The organism is Cohnella sp. SGD-V74, assembly GCF_003001675.1.
GTDB lineage: Bacteria > Bacillota > Bacilli > Paenibacillales > Paenibacillaceae > Cohnella.
In genome coordinates this window covers 212,786-230,418 of record NZ_PVYW01000010.1, presented here as the reverse complement: position 1 = coordinate 230,418, position 17,633 = coordinate 212,786, and the positions used below count along the sequence as shown (strand labels likewise).

General features: G+C 58.9%; 18 protein-coding genes. 8 read left to right on the top strand and 10 right to left on the bottom strand.

Annotated features, from left to right (window positions below; translation table 11 throughout):
- Window positions 1-78: 78 nt before the first annotated feature.
- Window positions 79-1,245, bottom strand: a complete 1,167-nt coding sequence (locus B0G52_RS16885; RefSeq protein ID WP_094046368.1) for a DUF3900 domain-containing protein — start codon at window positions 1,243-1,245, stop codon at window positions 79-81.
- 719 nt (window positions 1,246-1,964) lie between these two features.
- On the opposite strand from B0G52_RS16885, the gene B0G52_RS16880 reads away from it, so the two are divergent.
- From B0G52_RS16880 to B0G52_RS35945, 5 genes are all read left to right on the top strand, one after another.
- Complete coding sequence (locus B0G52_RS16880; RefSeq protein ID WP_094046366.1) at window positions 1,965-3,935, top strand: dihydroorotate dehydrogenase; 1,971 nt, start codon at window positions 1,965-1,967, stop codon at window positions 3,933-3,935.
- 136 nt (window positions 3,936-4,071) lie between these two features.
- Window positions 4,072-4,716: a hypothetical protein gene (locus B0G52_RS16875; RefSeq protein ID WP_094046364.1), complete on the top strand. Its 645-nt coding sequence runs from the start codon at window positions 4,072-4,074 to the stop codon at window positions 4,714-4,716.
- Between the two features lie 126 nt (window positions 4,717-4,842).
- Window positions 4,843-4,986, top strand: coding sequence for a DUF4023 family protein (locus B0G52_RS16870; RefSeq protein ID WP_094046362.1), 144 nt, complete (start codon window positions 4,843-4,845; stop codon window positions 4,984-4,986).
- A gap of 142 nt (window positions 4,987-5,128) precedes the next feature.
- Entirely contained in the window at window positions 5,129-5,293 is a 165-nt protein-coding gene (locus B0G52_RS35950; protein ID WP_198960666.1) for a hypothetical protein, read from the top strand.
- A gap of 25 nt (window positions 5,294-5,318) precedes the next feature.
- Complete coding sequence (locus tag B0G52_RS35945; protein WP_198960665.1) at window positions 5,319-5,474, top strand: hypothetical protein; 156 nt, start codon at window positions 5,319-5,321, stop codon at window positions 5,472-5,474.
- A gap of 52 nt (window positions 5,475-5,526) precedes the next feature.
- On the opposite strand, the gene B0G52_RS16865 is transcribed toward B0G52_RS35945, so the two are convergent.
- The 9 genes from B0G52_RS16865 to B0G52_RS16825 all read right to left on the bottom strand — a co-directional run bounded on the left by B0G52_RS16865 (window position 5,527) and on the right by B0G52_RS16825 (window position 14,379).
- A complete protein-coding gene (locus tag B0G52_RS16865) occupies window positions 5,527-6,363 on the bottom strand; it encodes a DUF4362 domain-containing protein (protein WP_106359403.1) in 837 nt (278 codons plus the stop codon).
- A gap of 77 nt (window positions 6,364-6,440) precedes the next feature.
- Window positions 6,441-6,791, bottom strand: a complete 351-nt coding sequence (locus B0G52_RS16860; RefSeq protein ID WP_094046360.1) for a DUF3243 domain-containing protein — start codon at window positions 6,789-6,791, stop codon at window positions 6,441-6,443.
- Window positions 6,792-6,817: 26 nt separating this feature from the next.
- Entirely contained in the window at window positions 6,818-7,990 is a 1,173-nt protein-coding gene (locus B0G52_RS16855) for an MFS transporter (RefSeq protein ID WP_233162748.1), read from the bottom strand.
- 78 nt (window positions 7,991-8,068) lie between these two features.
- The gene (locus B0G52_RS16850; RefSeq protein ID WP_094046356.1) at window positions 8,069-9,196 is read right to left on the bottom strand and encodes a Gfo/Idh/MocA family protein; all 1,128 of its coding nucleotides are present in this window, start codon (window positions 9,194-9,196) and stop codon (window positions 8,069-8,071) included.
- On the bottom strand, window positions 9,193-10,032 hold the full coding sequence (locus B0G52_RS16845) for a sugar phosphate isomerase/epimerase family protein (protein ID WP_094046354.1): 840 nt from the start codon (window positions 10,030-10,032) through the stop codon (window positions 9,193-9,195). The genes B0G52_RS16850 and B0G52_RS16845 overlap by 4 nt, the downstream gene beginning before the upstream one ends.
- An 81-nt stretch (window positions 10,033-10,113) precedes the next feature.
- On the bottom strand, window positions 10,114-11,241 hold the full coding sequence (locus tag B0G52_RS16840; protein ID WP_094046352.1) for an ROK family transcriptional regulator: 1,128 nt from the start codon (window positions 11,239-11,241) through the stop codon (window positions 10,114-10,116).
- Window positions 11,242-11,282: 41 nt separating this feature from the next.
- Window positions 11,283-11,801, bottom strand: coding sequence for a peptide deformylase (gene def, locus B0G52_RS16835; RefSeq protein WP_094046350.1), 519 nt, complete (start codon window positions 11,799-11,801; stop codon window positions 11,283-11,285).
- 6 nt (window positions 11,802-11,807) lie between these two features.
- On the bottom strand, window positions 11,808-12,050 hold the full coding sequence (locus tag B0G52_RS16830) for a helix-turn-helix domain-containing protein (protein ID WP_094046348.1): 243 nt from the start codon (window positions 12,048-12,050) through the stop codon (window positions 11,808-11,810).
- A 1,126-nt stretch (window positions 12,051-13,176) separates the two neighbouring features.
- Window positions 13,177-14,379 (bottom strand): helix-turn-helix domain-containing protein, encoded by a 1,203-nt coding sequence (locus B0G52_RS16825; RefSeq protein ID WP_094046346.1) that lies wholly within the window; start codon window positions 14,377-14,379, stop codon window positions 13,177-13,179.
- Between the two features lie 262 nt (window positions 14,380-14,641).
- On the opposite strand from B0G52_RS16825, the gene B0G52_RS16820 reads away from it, so the two are divergent.
- Genes B0G52_RS16820 through ssuC form a run of 3 tightly spaced genes read left to right on the top strand, consistent with a single transcriptional unit; the run spans window position 14,642 to window position 17,625 of the window.
- Entirely contained in the window at window positions 14,642-15,655 is a 1,014-nt protein-coding gene (locus tag B0G52_RS16820; protein ID WP_233162746.1) for a sulfonate ABC transporter substrate-binding protein, read from the top strand.
- A gap of 31 nt (window positions 15,656-15,686) precedes the next feature.
- Window positions 15,687-16,862, top strand: a complete 1,176-nt coding sequence (gene ssuD, locus B0G52_RS16815; RefSeq protein WP_094046344.1) for an FMNH2-dependent alkanesulfonate monooxygenase — start codon at window positions 15,687-15,689, stop codon at window positions 16,860-16,862.
- Window positions 16,846-17,625, top strand: coding sequence for an aliphatic sulfonate ABC transporter permease SsuC (ssuC, locus tag B0G52_RS16810; RefSeq protein WP_094046342.1), 780 nt, complete (start codon window positions 16,846-16,848; stop codon window positions 17,623-17,625). Before ssuD ends, ssuC begins: the two co-directional genes overlap by 17 nt.
- The last annotated feature ends 8 nt before the right edge of the window (window positions 17,626-17,633 follow it).

Here is a 17,633-nt window from a genome sequence, read left to right as displayed (position 1 = left end):
CGCGTCCGGTTCCCTTTTGCATTCTCCAGAATCCTTTTTTATGTTGAGTCTCCCGTCCTCGTCTCTCCGAACTGCTGCTTAATCCAAAGAAGGAGCCTCGCCGCTCTCCCGTCTCCGCACCCCGTTACCGACCCGCTGCAGCACGTCCTGCATTTCCTCCGGATGAAGAAGCTCGATCGGCGATACGCCCTTCTCGAACTGGAACGCATCCCCTTCGATCAGGACGATATACCGTCCGTTCATGCGGGCAATGTGGATATTGCTGCCGTAGTCGTCCATATGTCCTTTGATCAGGATATCGTCCAGTTTGAATCTAAGCTCCAGATCCGGCTGCAGCTCCACGAGTTGCTTGGTCGCTTCCATGACGTGGTCGTGGCTCCATTTCTCCTGAAGCTCCCGTTTCTCGCCCGCCGCCCACACATCAAACTGCTGCTTCTCCTGCCTCATTGCCGCCACTTCTTCCGTCACCGGAACGCTCGCAGCGGCCTCTTCTTCTTCCGGGCCTGCGTCGTAGTACGGAATGTCCGCCGCCTGCCACTTCGTCTCCATGTACTGGTGAACCATCTCCATCACCTGGTCCGCGACGATCTCCGGCTTCGACTTCTCATAGCTGACGTACTTCAGGAAATCCTCGAAATATCGCGCATGGGAAGCTTGATGGATTTTGAGTTCCCACTCCTCGATCATACCTTCTTCAGGCATATGAGGGTATTGAATCGCTTTGATGTTTTTGGCGTTGATCGCCATCTCGACCTGCGTGATCAGGCTGCGCTCGTCGGATACGCGGGCGATTTTCGACTCGAAGTCGCACTTGAACAGGAACAGGAACGGATCGTCGTACAGCTCGTTCAGCTTCGCCGTCGCCAGGACGAACGCCCCGCCCCGCACCGAGTTGGTATCCATGTATAAACGGAGCACGTCATCGCTGAAATTGTGGAACTCCGTTTTGTCGACAGCGGTTCTTAGCCGTTGGAAAAGGTTGTAGTTCGGATTGCTCGTCAGATCGTGCCCCGGCTCGACGATGAACCTGCCGATCTTAGTCGGCACGTTCTCGGACACCGCGTTGATCTCGGCCTTCCGTTTGGCGATGCGCTTGAACTCCCCGTCGAGGAACGCCCTCAGTTCGCTGTCCTGGTACTCCTCGTGCGTCAGCGTCTGGTAGTGCTTATATTTCTTAGGACCGTCCGGGTCGGAACCCTCGTTATGAATAACGAAAAACGATAAAAATTGCACGGCAAATTTCATGTCGGACGTCTGTCTCCTATCGCTCGAATGGATTCGTGTAGCCTATTCGAATCTTATCAGGTTCGTTCTGGGACGACAACCTCGCCGAAGGAGGGACTTTCTGCCCGTTAATCGATTCCCTAGAACATCTCGCCTCTTCAGCGCCCTTTTCGCCGCCCGTTAATCGATTCCTTAGAACATCTCGCCTCTCCAGCGCCATTTTCGCCACCCGTTAATCGATTCCTTAGAACATCTCGCCTCTCCAGCGCCATTTTCGCCACCCGTTAATCGATTCCTTAGAACATCTCGCCTCTCCAGCGCCATTTTCGCCACCCGTTAATCGATTCCTTAGGACATCTCGCTTCCTCAGCACCCTTTTCGCCACCCGTTAATCGATTCCTTAGAACATCTCGCTTCCTCAGCACCCTTTTCGCAACCCGTTAATCGATTCCTTAGAACATCTCGTCTCCTCAGCACCCTTTTCTCCACGCGTTAATCGATTCCTTAGAACATCTCGCCTCTCCAGCACCCTTTTCGCCGCCCGTTACTCGATTCCTTAGAACATCTCGCCTCTCCAGCGTCCTTTTCTCCACGCGTTAATCGATTCCTTAGAACATCGCAATCCGCCCCCCGCCCCCCCACACCTCCAGCGGCCGCCCTTGCTTCACCGCTTTAGCCGCCCCCCTCATCCTGCCGGATATGGTATACTTTTGCTGACCATGTTACTGGGAGTGGATAGCGTGCCGGATTGGTCTTACCAAACGTTGTTTAAGCCCGTTCTGTCCCGGCTGCCGTCCAGAGCGGCCCGAGCTTTTACGTTGGGCGCGATGGGGCGCATCAGCCGCATTCCGGGCGGAACATTCCTGATCAAGACGCTGGGCCATATGGAACCTTCCCCCTTGCTGCAAGACCAAATCGCGACGCTGCCTGTCCAAACGCCGTTAGGTCTGTCCGGAAGCGTCGATCCGTCCGGGACTGCCCATCGGGCGTTGTCGCAATTCGGCTTCGGGTTCATCGAAGTCGGGCCGGTGACGGTACGTCCGATCGACAGCAGCGACCCGATCCTGAACGAACGAAAAACGGGAACGATCGTCTACCCGCACGAATACGAGAATCCCGGTCTGATCCGTTCTCTCCGGATACTGGACGACGCCAAAGACGCCTTGCCCCGGTTCGTTCGGATAGCACCGGAACCGGGCTCGTCTGCCGAGCAAGCGACAGAGCAGCTAAGAACTCTCGTCGACATCTTCTCCCTGACGAAAGCCGTCGGCTTTTATGTGGAAGCGTTGTCCTCGGAACGCGACTTCGAGGAGAATCTTGCACAAGCGGAGCGATTCTCGGCCTTCGTTCGCGCAAGGCCAGAAGGCTCTAAGCCCTTATTTTTCATTTATATCCCTCTGGATTTCCCGGATGAGCAGCTCAAGCGGCTCTTGCCCTTATTGGACCGCGAGCTATGGAGGGGATGCGTCATCGGAGGCGCTCTGCGAAAATCCGATCATACCGTCAGTTTCGGAACGGAGAGCCAACAAATCGCTCTGAACAAAATCAAGCTGATTCGCGAGCTGTTCCCCCCGGAAAGCTGGCTGATCCATTCAGCCGCAGGCATCCACGAGCCGCAAGACGCCATCGAGGCGCTTCGGGCCGGGGCCGACCAGCTTCTCTTGAACAGCGGACTCGTCCACTCGGGCCCGGGACTGCCGAAGCGAGTCAACGAAGCCGTCATCCATGAGCGACTAGCCGATACGCCGGCTCCCGAGCCCCCTTCCTTCTGGAAGCATTGGGGATGGATGTGCCTGCTCGGCCTGGGCATGATCATTGGAGGCATCGTCGCTTGGCTGATCGCGGAATCGTCGGTTCTGCTTCCTTACGACGAAGATTACTTGGGGATGACGCGCGATGAAGTCAGCCGGATCAACGAGCATCTGCTGCATTTCATGTCCCACGACCGGATCACGCTCGCGGGAACGATGATTTCCATCGGCATTCTCTATTACCGTTTGGGCAAATACGGGATGAGACAGGGCCAGCATTGGGCGCGAACGGCGGTGCTGACCTCCGGAGCCGTCGGCTTCCCAAGCTTCTTCCTGTACTTGGGATACGACTTCTTTGATCCCCTGCACGCGGCGGCGGCGATTATCCTGTTCCCGATGTTTCTTCTCGCCATGCGCCGCAATCCCGACCGGCCGTTGCGGGGACCGGTTAACCTGCGCAACAGCAGAGAGTGGCGACTCGGGCTATGGGGCCAGCTCTGCTTTGTCGCCCTGGGCGTCTCTCTTAGCGTCGGCGGTCTCGTCATCGCGGGCGTCGGCGTTACCACCGTCTTCGTCCCCCAGGATCTGGCTTTCATGGGAGTGACCCCCGAACAGCTCGAGGCGGCCAACCCGCGCTTGATCCCCTTGATCGCCCACGATCGGGCCGGTTTCGGCGGAGCTTTGTTCGCGGACGCCGTCATGCTGCTCATTCTTGCCCTGTGGGGAATTCAGCAAGGGCAACGCTGGCTCTGGTGGACGCTGCTTGCCGGCGGATCTCCCGCGTTCGTCGCCGGTCTAAGCGTGCACTTCAGCATCGGATACCGGGACTTCATCCACCTGCTGCCCGCTTACTTCGCGGCGGTGCTTTACGTGGCGGGACTCATTTTGCTGTATCCCTATTTAATGAGAAACGTTAGTCTTCCGAACGGAGCGGCCGAGCGCGGCATGACCGTAACGTGACTAAAACGGTGACGGCAGTAACTTACCGCCATTACAACAAGCGGACTATAATACTCCTCGAAGGATCTGATCGAAGCCAGGATCGCCAGCGATCAAGGCTGTCCGGATCAAGATAATTAAAGGAGACACTGAGAACATGAAAAAAACCGTCCGTTTCATGACCGCCGCCGCGCTTGCGTGCGCCCTGTCGGTCCCCGCGCTTGCCCATGCCGCCACCCCGGCATCAAGCGCCCTGAAAGCCTCCGTACAGACGGAGGGAGACTTCGCTGCCGTCCAGATCGAGAAGCAAGTGTACGTCTACGACAAGAGCGGTCAGCTGTACCAGACGAAAGGCAAGGACCGCATCGGAGAACTTCAGGACTTGTTCGTCCTCCCGTACGGCCCGATGCAGGTGCCGATGATCCTGATCAAGAACGACAAGAACGGCTACATGGTGTTCAGCGATCTCTGGCCTGAATTCGCCGTAGGCAAAGAAACCGATACGGTGGACGCCTACTTCAGCGGACGGGTCCATGCCGCTCCGCGCGACAAAGTCGTGAGCAGAACCGGACATCACTACGCCGAGAGGATCGGCGACGAGGTCGTCGCTTACACCGCCAACGATTTTACGGATCTGAAAAAAGGCTTCCACGAATCGATTCGGGTCAAAGGAGAACTGAGAGGACTGATTCTGTTCGATTGCTGCCCTTACCTCGTCGTAGACGACGGACAGGAGACGCTGTCGGTTTACCATGCGGGAGAGAACGGAGCGGAACTGGCCGGATCCATCGAGTTCAAGTAATGCAAAAGACGCTTCTATCCGCTCAGAGTTGAGGGGCCGCGCCTCTCCCTTTATTCGGTATCCTCGCCGCATTCGCTGGGCATCGTATAAACGAGATCCGCATACGAAGGAGGCTTCTCGTTTCGCATGGACAATACGCACGAATTCGTCGAGAAAGTGCACGATACCCAAGACAAGGACCGCAGAAACCGCAAACGCCGAACGCAAGGCAACGCAGGAGAAAGCAGCAGCAAGCATTTGCCGGGCAAGCAGCATAGCACGAACAAGTGACGCCTTTTCCAATATCGCGAATAAGCCCTCGCTCCATATCCGAGCGATGGGCTTATTTGGCTATATTCCGTTCCAAATGCCGCGACGGCTTGACCGGGATCCGCATACGATACCGTATCCGCGCAGGGCAAGGAGGCTGAACGTGAACCATACCCGAATAAAATCGTACCGTTACCGCATCGGCAAAAACCAATACATCGTCATTCAAATTTATCAACGAGCCGACGCGCATTCCGTTCAGGGCAACGCGCTGGCCAGCAACGCCTTGAACATTCAAATTTCGAAGCAGTCCAAACGCCGCAGATAGCACATTAAGAGAGGAGGGATTCGCCATGCCTCGTAAAACCGCCAAAAACGTGAAAAAGTGGAACAACGGTAAAACCCGCATTAACGTCGGACAAACCGCCAGCGCTTCCAACAATCAAGGCGGCAATTCCATCGCCATCAATGCCGTCGAGATCGGCGTCGTCCGCATTCGCCCTCAGTAAGACCCCGTAACGGCTCGGGCCGCTTCCCTGCGAGAGGAAGCGGCCCGAGCCGTTATTCGCCGGATGGCATGTCCAGCACGAACCTCGCTTCCTCGTCGCCGCACTTGGACAATGTATAGCGCGCTCCGTCCTGATCCAGGCTTTTACAGAAGTTGATCGATCTTTGAGGCACCCCGAAGCCGTCCATGGAGTTATCGTAAGTCCGTTGGATCACCTGGCCGTCGAACAGCAGATCCTGGAAGATCGGATCGCCTTCGATCGTGTAAGACGTAATGTGCGCCTCGCTCGGATTCCCCGCCCGGACTTGTTCGACGAAATGCGTCCACTTATCCGAATTGGTCAGCGTGCCGTGCAGGTTCACGATGTCCCCGTTGCTGACGGCTTGATCCGGCGTGTAGTCCAGCGACCGAATCAGCTCCCTTAGCCTGTCTGTGTTCTCTTCCGTAAGCCGATATCCCGTGCTCGTGTCCTCTACGTACATGTACAAGCCTTTGGAGCCCGGTTGATAGCCTAACCACAGATGAAATCCCGCCGCCTTGCCGTCTTCGCCGACGAAAGACACGTCATACTCCGGTCTGACCGTATCCAGCACGCCTTCCAATTTCTCCCCGTCCCGGAACGCTTCGACGAACGCCTCAAGCTTCGCCTGCTCCGCGAAAACGCCCAGAGGAGCCGGATAGACGCTTCCGAATCGCTGTGAACGGCTGACGACCGCCTGCGCGAACTCCGTGTCCTGCCATTTAACGGGCGCAATCTCAACCTTGCTCTCTCCGGATGGAGGTTTACCCTCCTGCGTGCTCGGCCGCGGCCCTCCCTCGGGGTTCGAAGCCCCGCACCCCGCCAAGATCAGCAGGCCGGCCAAAGCCGCTATCCAGTACCTTCTCCTCATCTGCACGATCACCTCTTTATTCAGACGTAACGTGCGGCAGATAGGTTTCGGTTGCCTTGTGAGATTAGACGATCGCTTTAATGCGCCCAAGCTCCCTGAGCCAATCTCAGCAGCATATGGGCAAGCGCATGCCGCTCCTCTTCCGTACCGGCTTTCCACAACTCCTGCAGCAGCAGCTCTTCGTTATTGCGCGGCTCCTCATGGCTTGACAGATAGTCGGCGACCTTCTGCGCGATGATCGCCATCTGCTCTTCGCTCATGCCAATGCTTTCGGCCATGCGGACTCTTCTGTGAAGATAGCCCTTGAACTCCTCGAAATTTCTCAAGATGCGGTCCCGCTCCGAAGGCTCGATTCTGGAAATGGCGGCCCCTACCTTGCCCGGCTCGATATCGCCGTCCTTGTCGACTACATGGTTATGCTCGGACATCCGAAATCCTCCTTGCGCTGATTTGGTTATGCCTTCCCATTGTTCCCTTCCTGCTGCCGTTCGAACCTCGTTCGGGAAACCATCCTGAGCATAACGCCAAAAGCGACCGTGCCGACAAGCGTAATTCCTGCGCTGATCTTGTACATGCTGTGCGGACCGAGCTCCTGGAACATCCATCCCCCGACGGTTCCCGCCAAAATGCCCGACACTCCGCCCCATGTGAGGCCGTAAATCGCCTGCCCGGACGAACGGTATTCGGCCGGTACGAGCAAGGAAGTCAGCTGGGTGCCGACGTAATAATAGACGCCGAACGTCGCGCAGTGCAGCAATTGAATGGCGACGATCTGTCCCGCCGTATCCGCCGCGCCCATAAGCGCCCAGCGGATCGTATAGAGCAGGCTGGCCAGGACCAGCCAACCGACCATCGGCCTTACGCTTCTTTTCATATACTTGTCCAGCAGCAGAAACACGGGAGCTTCAAGAAAAGCCGTCGCGAACATCGACCATCCGATTATAGACGCGGAGCCGCCCAACTCGTCGATGTACAAGCCGACGAACGTCCCGTTGATCGAATTGGGCACGGACACGAGCACTCCGATGACGAGCATCGCCAGAAACGGCCGATTCGCGAAAATTCGGGCGTAAGATCCCTTGTTCGCAGAAGTTGGCCTTGGCGATTCGTCGCCTCGCGGCAGCAGAAATGCGATAGCGATCGCTGCGAGCATCGCGGCGTCGAAGACGATCCAGAGTCTATGGATGCCCAGATGACCGATCAAGGGTCCGACTGCCGCGGCCGTAATCGCCCAGCCCAGAGACCCCCACATCCGGAATGCGCCGAACTTGTGCCGCGTACCCTCGATCGAGTTCAGGATAAGGCTGTTGCTCTGAGTGAACAGCGGACTTTGGAAAACAAAGTACAGAAGGATTGCTCCATAGATCAGAGGCTCGTTGCCTAGGAAAAATACCCCCTGCATGGCGGCGAACGCACCCAGCAGAGCAAGAATTAGCACGATGCGATTGTTGCGCATCCGATCCGCCCAATACGCCCACAGCGGGTTGGCGACGAGCGAGACGATCGGGCCTCCCGCCAGCAAAACGCCGATCTCGACCGGAGAGACACCGATATCCTTCAGGTAGAGGGCGAAGAAAGTGCCGTATACGGCCAGAGCGCCGTACAATACGAAATTGAATACTCGCAAAACATGAAATCGCCTAGCAGGGCTTTCCGTCATACTCGTTCCGTTCCTTTCCGGTCATAACGCTTGATCTGAATTTCCTTAGATGCGGACGGAACGGGATACGGAGCAGGCTATCGTCTCCTCCGCCGTCACTTCCCTGCCCTTCTCGTGCGACAGGTAGATGCCTTCGCTGATCAGCATCGTGTTCAAGGCGATCTCCGCGGTCGGCAGCAGCGCCGCTTGCCCGCGAAGCGCCGCGATCCAGTGGTGCTGCGACGATTCGTAGGCATCCGGGTATTCGGCCAGACGGCGCCGCCGCAGATGGGCCAGCTCCAAGTCGACCGAGCAGTCCATATCCAGATCCGCGATCGCCGTATGGAACGAGAAACGATTGGGCTCCGTACCGGACACCGCTCCGGACAGACGGATTCCTCCCTCCGAGCCGACGACCGCCCCTCCCTCGAAGCCGCCGAGATGGATCGCCCAGGATTCCGCGATATCCATCGACACGCCGCCGTCGAACTTGACGAATCCCGCGGCGAACTCCTCCACGTCGAAGCCGCTGGCGGACCGCCTGTTTTCGTCCATCGCCATCTCTTGGTAGAGTTGGCCCGATATTCGCGTGACTTGCGGATTGCCGAGCAGATAGAGCAGCTGAGAAATATGGTAGACGCCCATGTCGAACAAAGCGCCTCCGCCCGCCGTTTCCTTGCGGGTGAACGAGGCGGTGCCGTAACCGTCCACGAACGGGCGGTTCCTTCTGCGGAATCCGGCGGACCGGGCATGGAACAGCTTGCCGAGCTTGCCCGCGTCGATCAATTCCTTCGCCGTCGCGGTCTCCTTCGAGAACAGCCGGTTCAACTGGATGTGCAGCATCCGGCCGCTGCCCCGCGCCGCTTCGACCATGCTCGCCCCGTCTGCGTACGCTCCCGCGATCGGTTTCTCGCAATATACATGCTTGCCTGCGTTCAAAGCCGCAACCGTCACGGGTTCATGATAGTTATTATGCAGACATACGTCGACCGCGTCCACATCGTCCCGCTTCAACAGTTCCCTGAAATCGGAATACACTCCGGCGATGCCGTGCTCGGCCGCCACCCGCTCGGCTTCCGCGACGTTCACGTCGCACACGGCCACGATCTCCGCTCCGGGAATGGCTTCGTAGTTGGCGATGTGCATCTTGCCGATCTGGCCGGTTCCGATGATGGCTATTCTAACGCCGCTCATTCCTGCTGTCCTCCTCTTCTGAAAAGAGGTTGTCGCCGCGGGGAAATTCCCGCTTCGACAAGCCGCGATTCAGCCTGTTCAAGCAGCGCCGCTATCTGCGCGTAAGGCTCGTCGGTCGCGTTGTGCTCGATCGCCCAATAGCCGTCGAAGCCGGCCCGTCTCAGCATCGCGACCGTCTGCGCGGATTCCGGGGATGCCGCCGTCCGTGCGTCGAAATGCGTATGGAACACCCATGGCGCCACCAACTCGTCGCCGCCTTCCCGTTCTTCGTTCCAGCGACCCATGTGCAGCAGGATGCCGAACGCCGGATCGTCAACCGCCTGCGCCAACCGCTTCAACTCGCCAGGCACGAGGGACGGCCCCATATGATTTTCCGGGCCGATCCTTATTCCGTTATCCCTCGCGAACTTGCAGTATTCGCGGAAGCCCCGCACGATATGGTCGAACGCCTCGTCCGAGAACCTGTCGCTGCCGTATCCGCCCGTATCGATGCGCACCGTCTCCGCTCCCAGTATGACGCCGGCCCTCAGATGCGCCATCGCGTTGGTTCTGAGCGCCGCGCGCCTATCCGGGTCGGGGTCCCACAGATGCGCCGTATCCACCGCTAGATTGACGAGTCGCAGCCCCTTCTCGTCCAACGCTTCGCGCACTTTCTTCAAATACGAATCGTCCGCCAGCGTCAGAAGCGGTGTCGTCCTCTCCGCGATCTGGGCGTTCCACAGGTCGACGGCATCCAATCCGTAGCGGAATTTGACCGACTCCAGATAGCCGAACACGTCCATTTTTCCTTCCAGGGACAGATGGTTAAAGGAATATCCTCCGATTGACAGCTTCATCTCATTTCCTCCTTAATCGTCGTCTAATTAATTTATTCGACGAATAAATTAATTATCCTGCGAAGGTCGGATAAAGAAAGTTCAACCGACTTCCTTCATCCGGAAAATGTGATGCAAGCCCAGCGTTGCCGCTCCGACCGCCGCCCCCTGCAGCTTCCAATGCGCCGCTTTGACCGGAGTCGGTCGTCCCAGTTGCCCGCTCTCCAAGCTCTGAATCCTGCCCCGCAGCAGCTCGAAATAAGCGTCGTTCTCGGCAATCCAGCCGCTCAGAATGACCTGCTCCGGATTGAGAAGCTCCACGATCGAAGCGCAATGGCCTGCAATGACTTCCGTCGCCCGCTCCAGCCGTTCCCGGACCTCCCCGTCCGTCCGTTCCATGCCCAGCGCGACGAAACGCCGCACCGCTTCCTCCGGCTCCTCCCGTCCGGAGAACGTCTCGGGCAGCTCGCGCGCGATCCGCTCCGCCAAAGTCCGAGTGCCGTAAGGGAACAGCCCGGAAAGCCGGCCCGCCCCGCCCTCGCTGCCGCGATAGACGCGGTTATCGATGACGATCCCCGCTCCGACGCCGTAGCCGATCAGAATATAGACGATCGTGCTGAAGCCCTGAGCCGCTCCGTTATACCGTTCGGCGAAGCCGGCGGCGTCCAGGTCGTTGACGAGAAAGGCGGGAGCGCCGAGCGCCTGCTCCGCTATGTCGGCCAATGCGAAGTTTTCCAATTGCAGCGGCTTCGCCCGCACAATCGCGCGCTGCGTCCCGTCGATCCGGCCTGGAACCGAGACGCCGACCGTCCGCAGCCGGGCCGGATCGATCCGTTGGCTCTCCAGGAACGCCGCGGCGATTCCCGGAAACCGTTCCGTGATCTCTTCCTCGCCGCGCATAGCCGGAATCGTCTCGCAAGCGATCAGTTCCCCGCTCATGTCGAGCAGCGCGCAGCGGGAGCCGGCCAGATCCACTCCGAGCGCGTAGCCGCTGTCGGCTTTGATCTTCAGCAGCGTCATCCGGCGCCCGACGCCGGATCCGCTCGTTCCCGACTCGTAGACGACGCCTTCGCGGATCGCCTCTTCGATCAGGATGGATACGGTGGATGGGCTGAGCTTTGTCTTGCGGGCAAGCTCCGCGCGGGAGATCGGTCCATACGCTTGAATCTGGTGGAGCAGCAGCGATTTGTTGATATCTCGCATCATTTGCTGATTGCCGATTTTACTCATAGTCGACTCCCGCGTTCCGTCTTAGTGTTGCGGTTCTCCGTCTACAGCCCTTGATTGGTCAGCTTGACGACTTCGAACAGGGGGATTTTGTCCTGCGTCTGATCCGCGAACAGCCAAGGTCCCTGAACGTGGTCGACGAACAGAACCCCGTTCAAGTGATCGATCTCATGCTGGATGCACCGCGCCAGAAACCCTTCGCCCTCCAGTTCGACCGTCTCCCCTTGCCGGTTCATCGTCGTGATTTTAACGTAGTTAGCCCTTTTCACGAAGCCGTGATATCCGGGGTAGGACAGGCAGGCTTCCGCCCCCTCCTGCTCTCCGCTCGTCTCGATGATTTCCGGATTGATCAGCTCGATCAGCCCGTTGCCGCAATCCATGACGATCACCCGCCGCAAAATGCCGACCTGGGGCGCGGCCAACCCGGCTCGGCCTTCCGCCGAGTACAGCGTCTCAGCCATGTCGTCGAGCAGCTTGGCGATCTTCGGCGTCACCGCCTCAACCGGCTTCGCTTTCTTGCGCAGGATGGATTCCCCGAAAGGAACGATATGCAATACGGACACTTTCTTCTAAGCTCCCTTCGTTTGATCGGGAGAGGTATGGATCCACAGATCTCCGGGCGTGCATTCCAATGCCGTGCACAGGGCGTCCAGCGTCTCGCCCTTCATCTGCTTGGGCTGCCCGTTGACGAGCGCGCTGATGGACGGCGCGGACATCCGGTAACCCGCTTTGTCCTGCAGCAGCCGCTGCAGCTCCGCGCCCGACCATATGCCTCTATCCAGCATCACTTTGCGCAGCACCCACTCCAGCATCCCGCGATCTCCTCTCCGGTCACCTGATGATTTAATCAGTGCCTTACAATATTAGGTAGCACCTAATATATCATAGTGCAACGACGCCCACAAGAGTTCCGCATACGCGATTTAAGGCGACGGATCGAATGGGATGTCAGAGTAGCTGCAGCCGTGCTGAGTCGGGTTGGAGCATCGAATGGGCCGTTAGAGTCGCTGCAACCGCGCTGTGTCGGGTTGGAGCATCGAATGAGCTGGTTGTGTAGCTGCAACGGCGCTGAGTCGGGTTGGAGCATCGAATGGGACGTCAGAGTCGCTGCAGCCGTGCTGAGTCGGGTTGGAGCAGCGAATGAGCTGATAGAGTCGCTGCAGCCGTGCTGTGTCGGGTTGGAGCGGCGAAAGGGCCGGTAGAGTCGCTGCAACCGCGCTGAGTCGGGTTGGAGCAGCGAATGGGGCGTCAGAGTCGCTGCAACCGCGCTGAGTCGGGTTGGAGCGGCGAATGAGCTGGTAGAGTCGCTGCAACCGCGCTGAGTCGGGTTGGAGCGGCGAAAGGGCCGGTAGAGTCGCTGCAGCCGTGCTGAGTCGGGTTAGAGCAGCGAATGAGCTGGTAGAGTCGCTGCAGCCGTGCTGAGTCGGGTTGGAGCATCGAATCGGACGTCAGAGTAGCTGCAGCCGTGCTGAGTCGGGTTGGAGCAGCGAATGGGACGTCAGCGTAGCTGCAGCCGTGCTGAGTCGGGTTAGAGCAGCGAATGAGCCGGTAGAGTAGCTGCAGCCGTGCTGAGTCGGGTTGGAGCAGCGAATGAGCTGGTAGAGTAGCTGCAACCGCGCTGTGTCGGGTTGGAGCGGCAAAAGGGCCGGTAGAGTCGCTGCAGCCGTGCTGAGTCGGGTTGGAGCGGCGAAAAGGCCGGTAGAGTCGCTGCAACCGCGCTGAGTCGGGTTAGAGCAGCGAATGAGCTGGTAGAGTCGCTGCAACCGCGCTGAGTCGGGTTGGAGCATCGAATGGGCCGGTAGAGTCGCTGCAGCCGTGCTGAGTCGGGTTGGAGCATCGAATGGGGCGTCAGAGTAGCTGCAACCGCGCTGAGTCGGGTTGGAGAGTAAGATTACATCGGCTTCGAGCGCAATCGCATTTTACTTCTGGAACGCCCTACTAGTACAACGTTTCCCTGGACCAATCGCCCTTCAGCGGGGAATCGGACAAGTAAGGAAGCTTCAGCGCTTCGACCGCGCTCGGCAAATACGCGTTGCCGTACGCGATCCCCTCCGCCCCCGCGCCCGCGGCTCCAGGCAGAGAACCGGATCCCGCTTCACCAAGCCGTGCCAGCGTGCGGACATCCCGTTCGTACAGGGAAGCGTCCCAGCGGATCAGTGCCAGCACCTCCGCGACGACCGCCACCGGAACTCCGCTAGCCCCTGCGATGACCGCGGCCGCCCTCTCGGGCTCTCTTCTGATATACTCGTGCGCGCGAAGATGCGCCTTCAAGTAGGCGAGAACGACGTCTTCGTTCCGCGAAGCCCACTCTCCGTCCGCCACCAGTCCCGTCAAGTAATCCCCGCCGATCCCTTGGGTGCGGATCGGTACGCCCGCGCCGGTCGCCTGGACCCAGCTGAGATAAGGCTCCCATAGGACGCTGGCTCCCGCGCTTCCTTTCAGAAGCCCATAAAAGCAATCCCTCATCGTGCGATGAACGACCGCTTCGGAGTTCAGGGCGTGCGCGCTGACCAGCTCCTGCAGCCGATAGGACGCGCTGGAATGGCCCACCGTCGCGATCGGAGAGCCCGACAGCTCCTCCGGCCGGTTGGCTAATCCTCGGGAGGGGACGACCAGCGATATTCCGTCGCCTCCCCGGGTTTTGCCGTCGAAGGCCAGAAAAAGCGGATTAAACCTGGGCAGCACCCGTTTGAGCGCCATGCCGGCCATGATCGGATAATCCCCGACCGAGACGATGTGCGCGTCTCCCTTGATCAGATCCTCCACCAATTCCATTCCGTTGGGAGCGTCGTGCCACAGCACCTCGTATTCGCCGGAAGGGGCTATCTGCTTCAGCTCGTCATCGAACAACCCGAGCGACTTAATGATCAGCGTACTCCACAATAACGCCGCCCCGCTCTGATAGCCGACCCGGATAACCCGACGGCGCGATGGAAGCTCGGCAGGCTCCGCGGGAGCCGCGACATGGGCATGCAGATGAACCCAAGCTTGCAGCTTCGCCGGGTCGATCCAAATCTCCTTGCCGATCTTGATGTGCGGCAGCTGCTTCTCCTTGCGCCAACGGTCGATGGTCGCGCGGCTCACGCCCAGAATGTCCATCGCTTCCCGCAGGCTTAGCAGATCGAACCTTTCTCCGCTCATGGCCGCTCCCCTTTATCGTTTAATACAAACTATTATTATAGGAATTATAAGTTATTTTTATCATAATCGATCTCCGAAGAAACTTCAACGAACGAACTTGGAATGAATTGGTTATACCCCTCATTGCTCCTCACTTCTCCTCATCTTTCCTCATCGTATTGACACCGGAAAAGCGGGATGCTACCTTCTTAACAAAACTAAGTAAGTTCATTGGAATTATAAGCTATGAAAATACGATTCGATCAAAGGGGCAGTGATTCAATTGAACAAAACGCATCCAAACTCATTTAAACCTGTGAAAAAAGGAATTCTTCTGCTGGCGCTCGCCATCGTCCTCTCCCTGTTGTCCGCATGCGGAGCCGGCAACTCCAAATCCTCCGAAAGCCCGTCCGCGCAAGGAAGTTCCGGAGCTTCGGGCAGCAAGACGGTTCGGATCGGCTATCAGAAATACGCCTCGATCAACATTTTGAAAGAAAAAGGCGGATTGGAAGAAAAGCTGGCGGAAGCCGGCTACAAAGTGGAATGGACGCAGTTCCCCGGAGGGCCGCAGTTGCTGGAAGCAATGAACGTCAGAAGCATCGACTTCGGCAACGTCGGCGAAGCCCCTCCGATCTTCGCGCAGGCGGCCGGAGCCCCGCTCGTCTATCTCGGGCATTCCCCGGCAAGCCCGAAGGCGGAAGCGATCCTCGTTCCGGAAAATTCGCCGATCCAGACGGGGGCCGATCTGAAGGGCAAGAAAGTGGCGCTGAACAAAGGCTCCAACGTCCACTATCTGCTCGTGAAGTATTTGGAGAAGGAAGGCCTGAAATATTCCGATATCCAAGTCGTGTTCCTGCCTCCGGCCGATGCCAGAGCCGCGTTCGAGAGCGGCAACGTGGACGCTTGGGTCATCTGGGAGCCGTTCTACTCCGCGGCGCAGCTGGCGACAAAAGCCCGCGTGCTCGCCGACGGCGAAGGGCTCGTCGACAACTACGAATTTTATTTGGCGGAGCGGAGCTTTGCGGAAAACAACAAACCGGCCGTCGACGTCCTGCTCGCGGCATTGCAGGAATCGGACGAATGGGCCGAGGCCAACTTGTCCGAAGTTGCCAAAATCCTGGCTCCCGCGCTCGATCTGGACGTTCCGTCCCTGGAGCAAGCTCTGTCCCACCGCGGCTTCGGCGTCGAACCGATCACGGACGACATTATCGCCGCGCAGCAGAAAATCGCGGACGCATTCTTCGAACTGCAGTTGATTCCGTCGGCTATCGACGTTAAGGAAGCCGTCTTGAAATAAGCCCTCGAGGGCAATTTGGAGGAGAAACAGCATGGAAGTGTTTTGGTTCATCCCTTCTCATGGAGACGGCAGATATTTGGGCACGTCGGAAGGCGCCCGGGCTGTCGATCACGATTACGTTCGCCAGATCGCCCAAGCGGCGGACCGCCTCGGCTATCACGGAGTGCTCGTGCCGACGGGCAAAGCCTGCGAGGACGCCTGGGTGGCCGCCTCCTCCCTCATTCCGGCGACGCGCCGGCTGAAGTTTCTCGTCGCCGTGCGGCCCGGTCTCATGTCCCCGTCCGCGGCGGCCAGAATGGCCGCCACGTTCGACCGCTTCTCCGGCGGAAGGCTGCTCGTCAACGTCGTCACGGGCGGCGATCCACATGAGCTGGCCGGCGACGGCATCTTCCTCTCGCACGGGGAAAGGTACGAGCAGACGGACGAGTTCATGACGATCTGGCGACGGCTGATGCAAGGGGAGCAGGTGAGCTATGAAGGCAAGCATCTGCGCGCGGAGAACGGCGAGCTGTTGTTCGCTCCGCTGCAGAAGCCGTATCCGCCGATTTATTTCGGCGGCTCCTCGCCGGCGGCGCAGCAGATCGCGGCTGATCATGTCGATTTCTATCTGACATGGGGAGAACCTCCGGAGGAGGTCGCGAAGAAGATCGCCGAAGTGCGCGCGCTTGCCGAAGAGAGAGGGCGTCAAGTTCGCTTCGGGATTCGCCTTCACGTCATCGTGAGGGAAACCGAAGAGGAAGCTTGGGAGGCTGCGGATCGGCTGATCAGCCGATTGGACGAGAAGACGATCCAGGAGGCGCAGAACATTCTGTCCCGCTATGATTCTGTCGGACAGAAGCGCATGTCCGACCTGCACAAAGGGGATCGCTCCTCCCTGGTGATCGCCCCGAATCTGTGGGCCGGCATCGGGCTCGTTCGCGGAGGCGCGGGAACGGCTCTCGTCGGCAGTCCCGAATCGGTCGCGGCGCGCATGAAGGAATATGCCGAGCTTGGCATAGAGACGTTTGTCATGTCAGGCTACCCGCATCTGGAAGAAGCTTACCGCGCCGCCGAGCTGCTGTTCCCTCTGCTGCCTCTGAAGCGCGAGGACAGCGGCGAGCAGACGGGGAGCATCGAAGCGGTAGGAGAGCTGGTCGCCTATAACAAGCCTCCGCAGAAGCTGACCGGACCCCAGTCAGGAGGAACGCCTCATGAAGTGGCTAAGTAAACTCGCGGCGAGCCGGCTCGCTCCGGTCTATGTCCCGGTTCTCATTCTCGCCGTCTGGCAGCTTCTCGGCCAGCTCGGCTATATCTCGACGCGCACGCTGCCGACTCCGCTCGCCGTAGCGGAGGCCGGCGTTGCGCTTGTCCGGTCGGGCGACATTTTCCTCTATATCTGGGACAGCACGAGAAGGGCGTTCATCGGACTGTTCATCGGCGGCGGCATCGGCTTCGCGCTCGGCCTGCTCAACGGCATGTCGGCCGGGGCGAACCGGCTGCTGGACAGCACGCTGCAGATGATCCGCAACGTTCCGCATCTGGCGTTGATCCCGCTCGTCATTATCTGGTTCGGAATCGACGAGACCGCGAAAATTTTCCTGGTCGCGCTCGGCGTCTTTTTCCCGATCTATATCAACACGCTGCACGGCATCCGCTCCATCGATCCCGGTCTCGTCGAGATGTCCAAGGTGTACGGGCTTAAGGGCTTTTCCCTCTATTGGGAAGTCATCCTGCCGGGCGCCGTCTCTTCCATTCTCGTCGGGCTCCGTTACGCGCTCGGGTTCATGTGGCTGACGCTGATCGTCGCCGAGACGATCTCCGCGGACAGCGGAATCGGCTATATGGCCATGAACGCCCGGGAATTCATGCGCATCGATATCGTCGTGTTCGCGATTCTGCTCTACGCCCTGCTGGGCAAGCTGTCCGACTCCGCGGCCAAGTGGCTGGAGAGCCGGCTGCTGCAGTGGAATCCGAACTATGCGAAGCAATAGGAGAGGAG

What these genes read in the sequence shown, in the direction of transcription:
- B0G52_RS16885 (WP_094046368.1), bottom strand. Translation starts at nt 1,245, where the DNA reads ATGAAATTTGCCGTGCAATTTTTATCGTTTTTCGTTATTCATAACGAG.
- B0G52_RS16875 (WP_094046364.1), top strand. Translation starts at nt 4,072, where the DNA reads ATGAAAAAAACCGTCCGTTTCATGACCGCCGCCGCGCTTGCGTGCGCC.
- B0G52_RS16870 (WP_094046362.1), top strand. Translation starts at nt 4,843, where the DNA reads ATGGACAATACGCACGAATTCGTCGAGAAAGTGCACGATACCCAAGAC.
- B0G52_RS35945 (WP_198960665.1), top strand. Translation starts at nt 5,319, where the DNA reads ATGCCTCGTAAAACCGCCAAAAACGTGAAAAAGTGGAACAACGGTAAA.
- B0G52_RS16865 (WP_106359403.1), bottom strand. Translation starts at nt 6,363, where the DNA reads ATGAGGAGAAGGTACTGGATAGCGGCTTTGGCCGGCCTGCTGATCTTG.
- B0G52_RS16860 (WP_094046360.1), bottom strand. Translation starts at nt 6,791, where the DNA reads ATGTCCGAGCATAACCATGTAGTCGACAAGGACGGCGATATCGAGCCG.
- B0G52_RS16850 (WP_094046356.1), bottom strand. Translation starts at nt 9,196, where the DNA reads ATGAGCGGCGTTAGAATAGCCATCATCGGAACCGGCCAGATCGGCAAG.
- B0G52_RS16845 (WP_094046354.1), bottom strand. Translation starts at nt 10,032, where the DNA reads ATGAAGCTGTCAATCGGAGGATATTCCTTTAACCATCTGTCCCTGGAA.
- B0G52_RS16840 (WP_094046352.1), bottom strand. Translation starts at nt 11,241, where the DNA reads ATGAGTAAAATCGGCAATCAGCAAATGATGCGAGATATCAACAAATCG.
- B0G52_RS16830 (WP_094046348.1), bottom strand. Translation starts at nt 12,050, where the DNA reads ATGCTGGAGTGGGTGCTGCGCAAAGTGATGCTGGATAGAGGCATATGG.
- B0G52_RS16825 (WP_094046346.1), bottom strand. Translation starts at nt 14,379, where the DNA reads ATGAGCGGAGAAAGGTTCGATCTGCTAAGCCTGCGGGAAGCGATGGAC.
- ssuD (WP_094046344.1), top strand. Translation starts at nt 15,687, where the DNA reads ATGGAAGTGTTTTGGTTCATCCCTTCTCATGGAGACGGCAGATATTTG.
- ssuC (WP_094046342.1), top strand. Translation starts at nt 16,846, where the DNA reads ATGAAGTGGCTAAGTAAACTCGCGGCGAGCCGGCTCGCTCCGGTCTAT.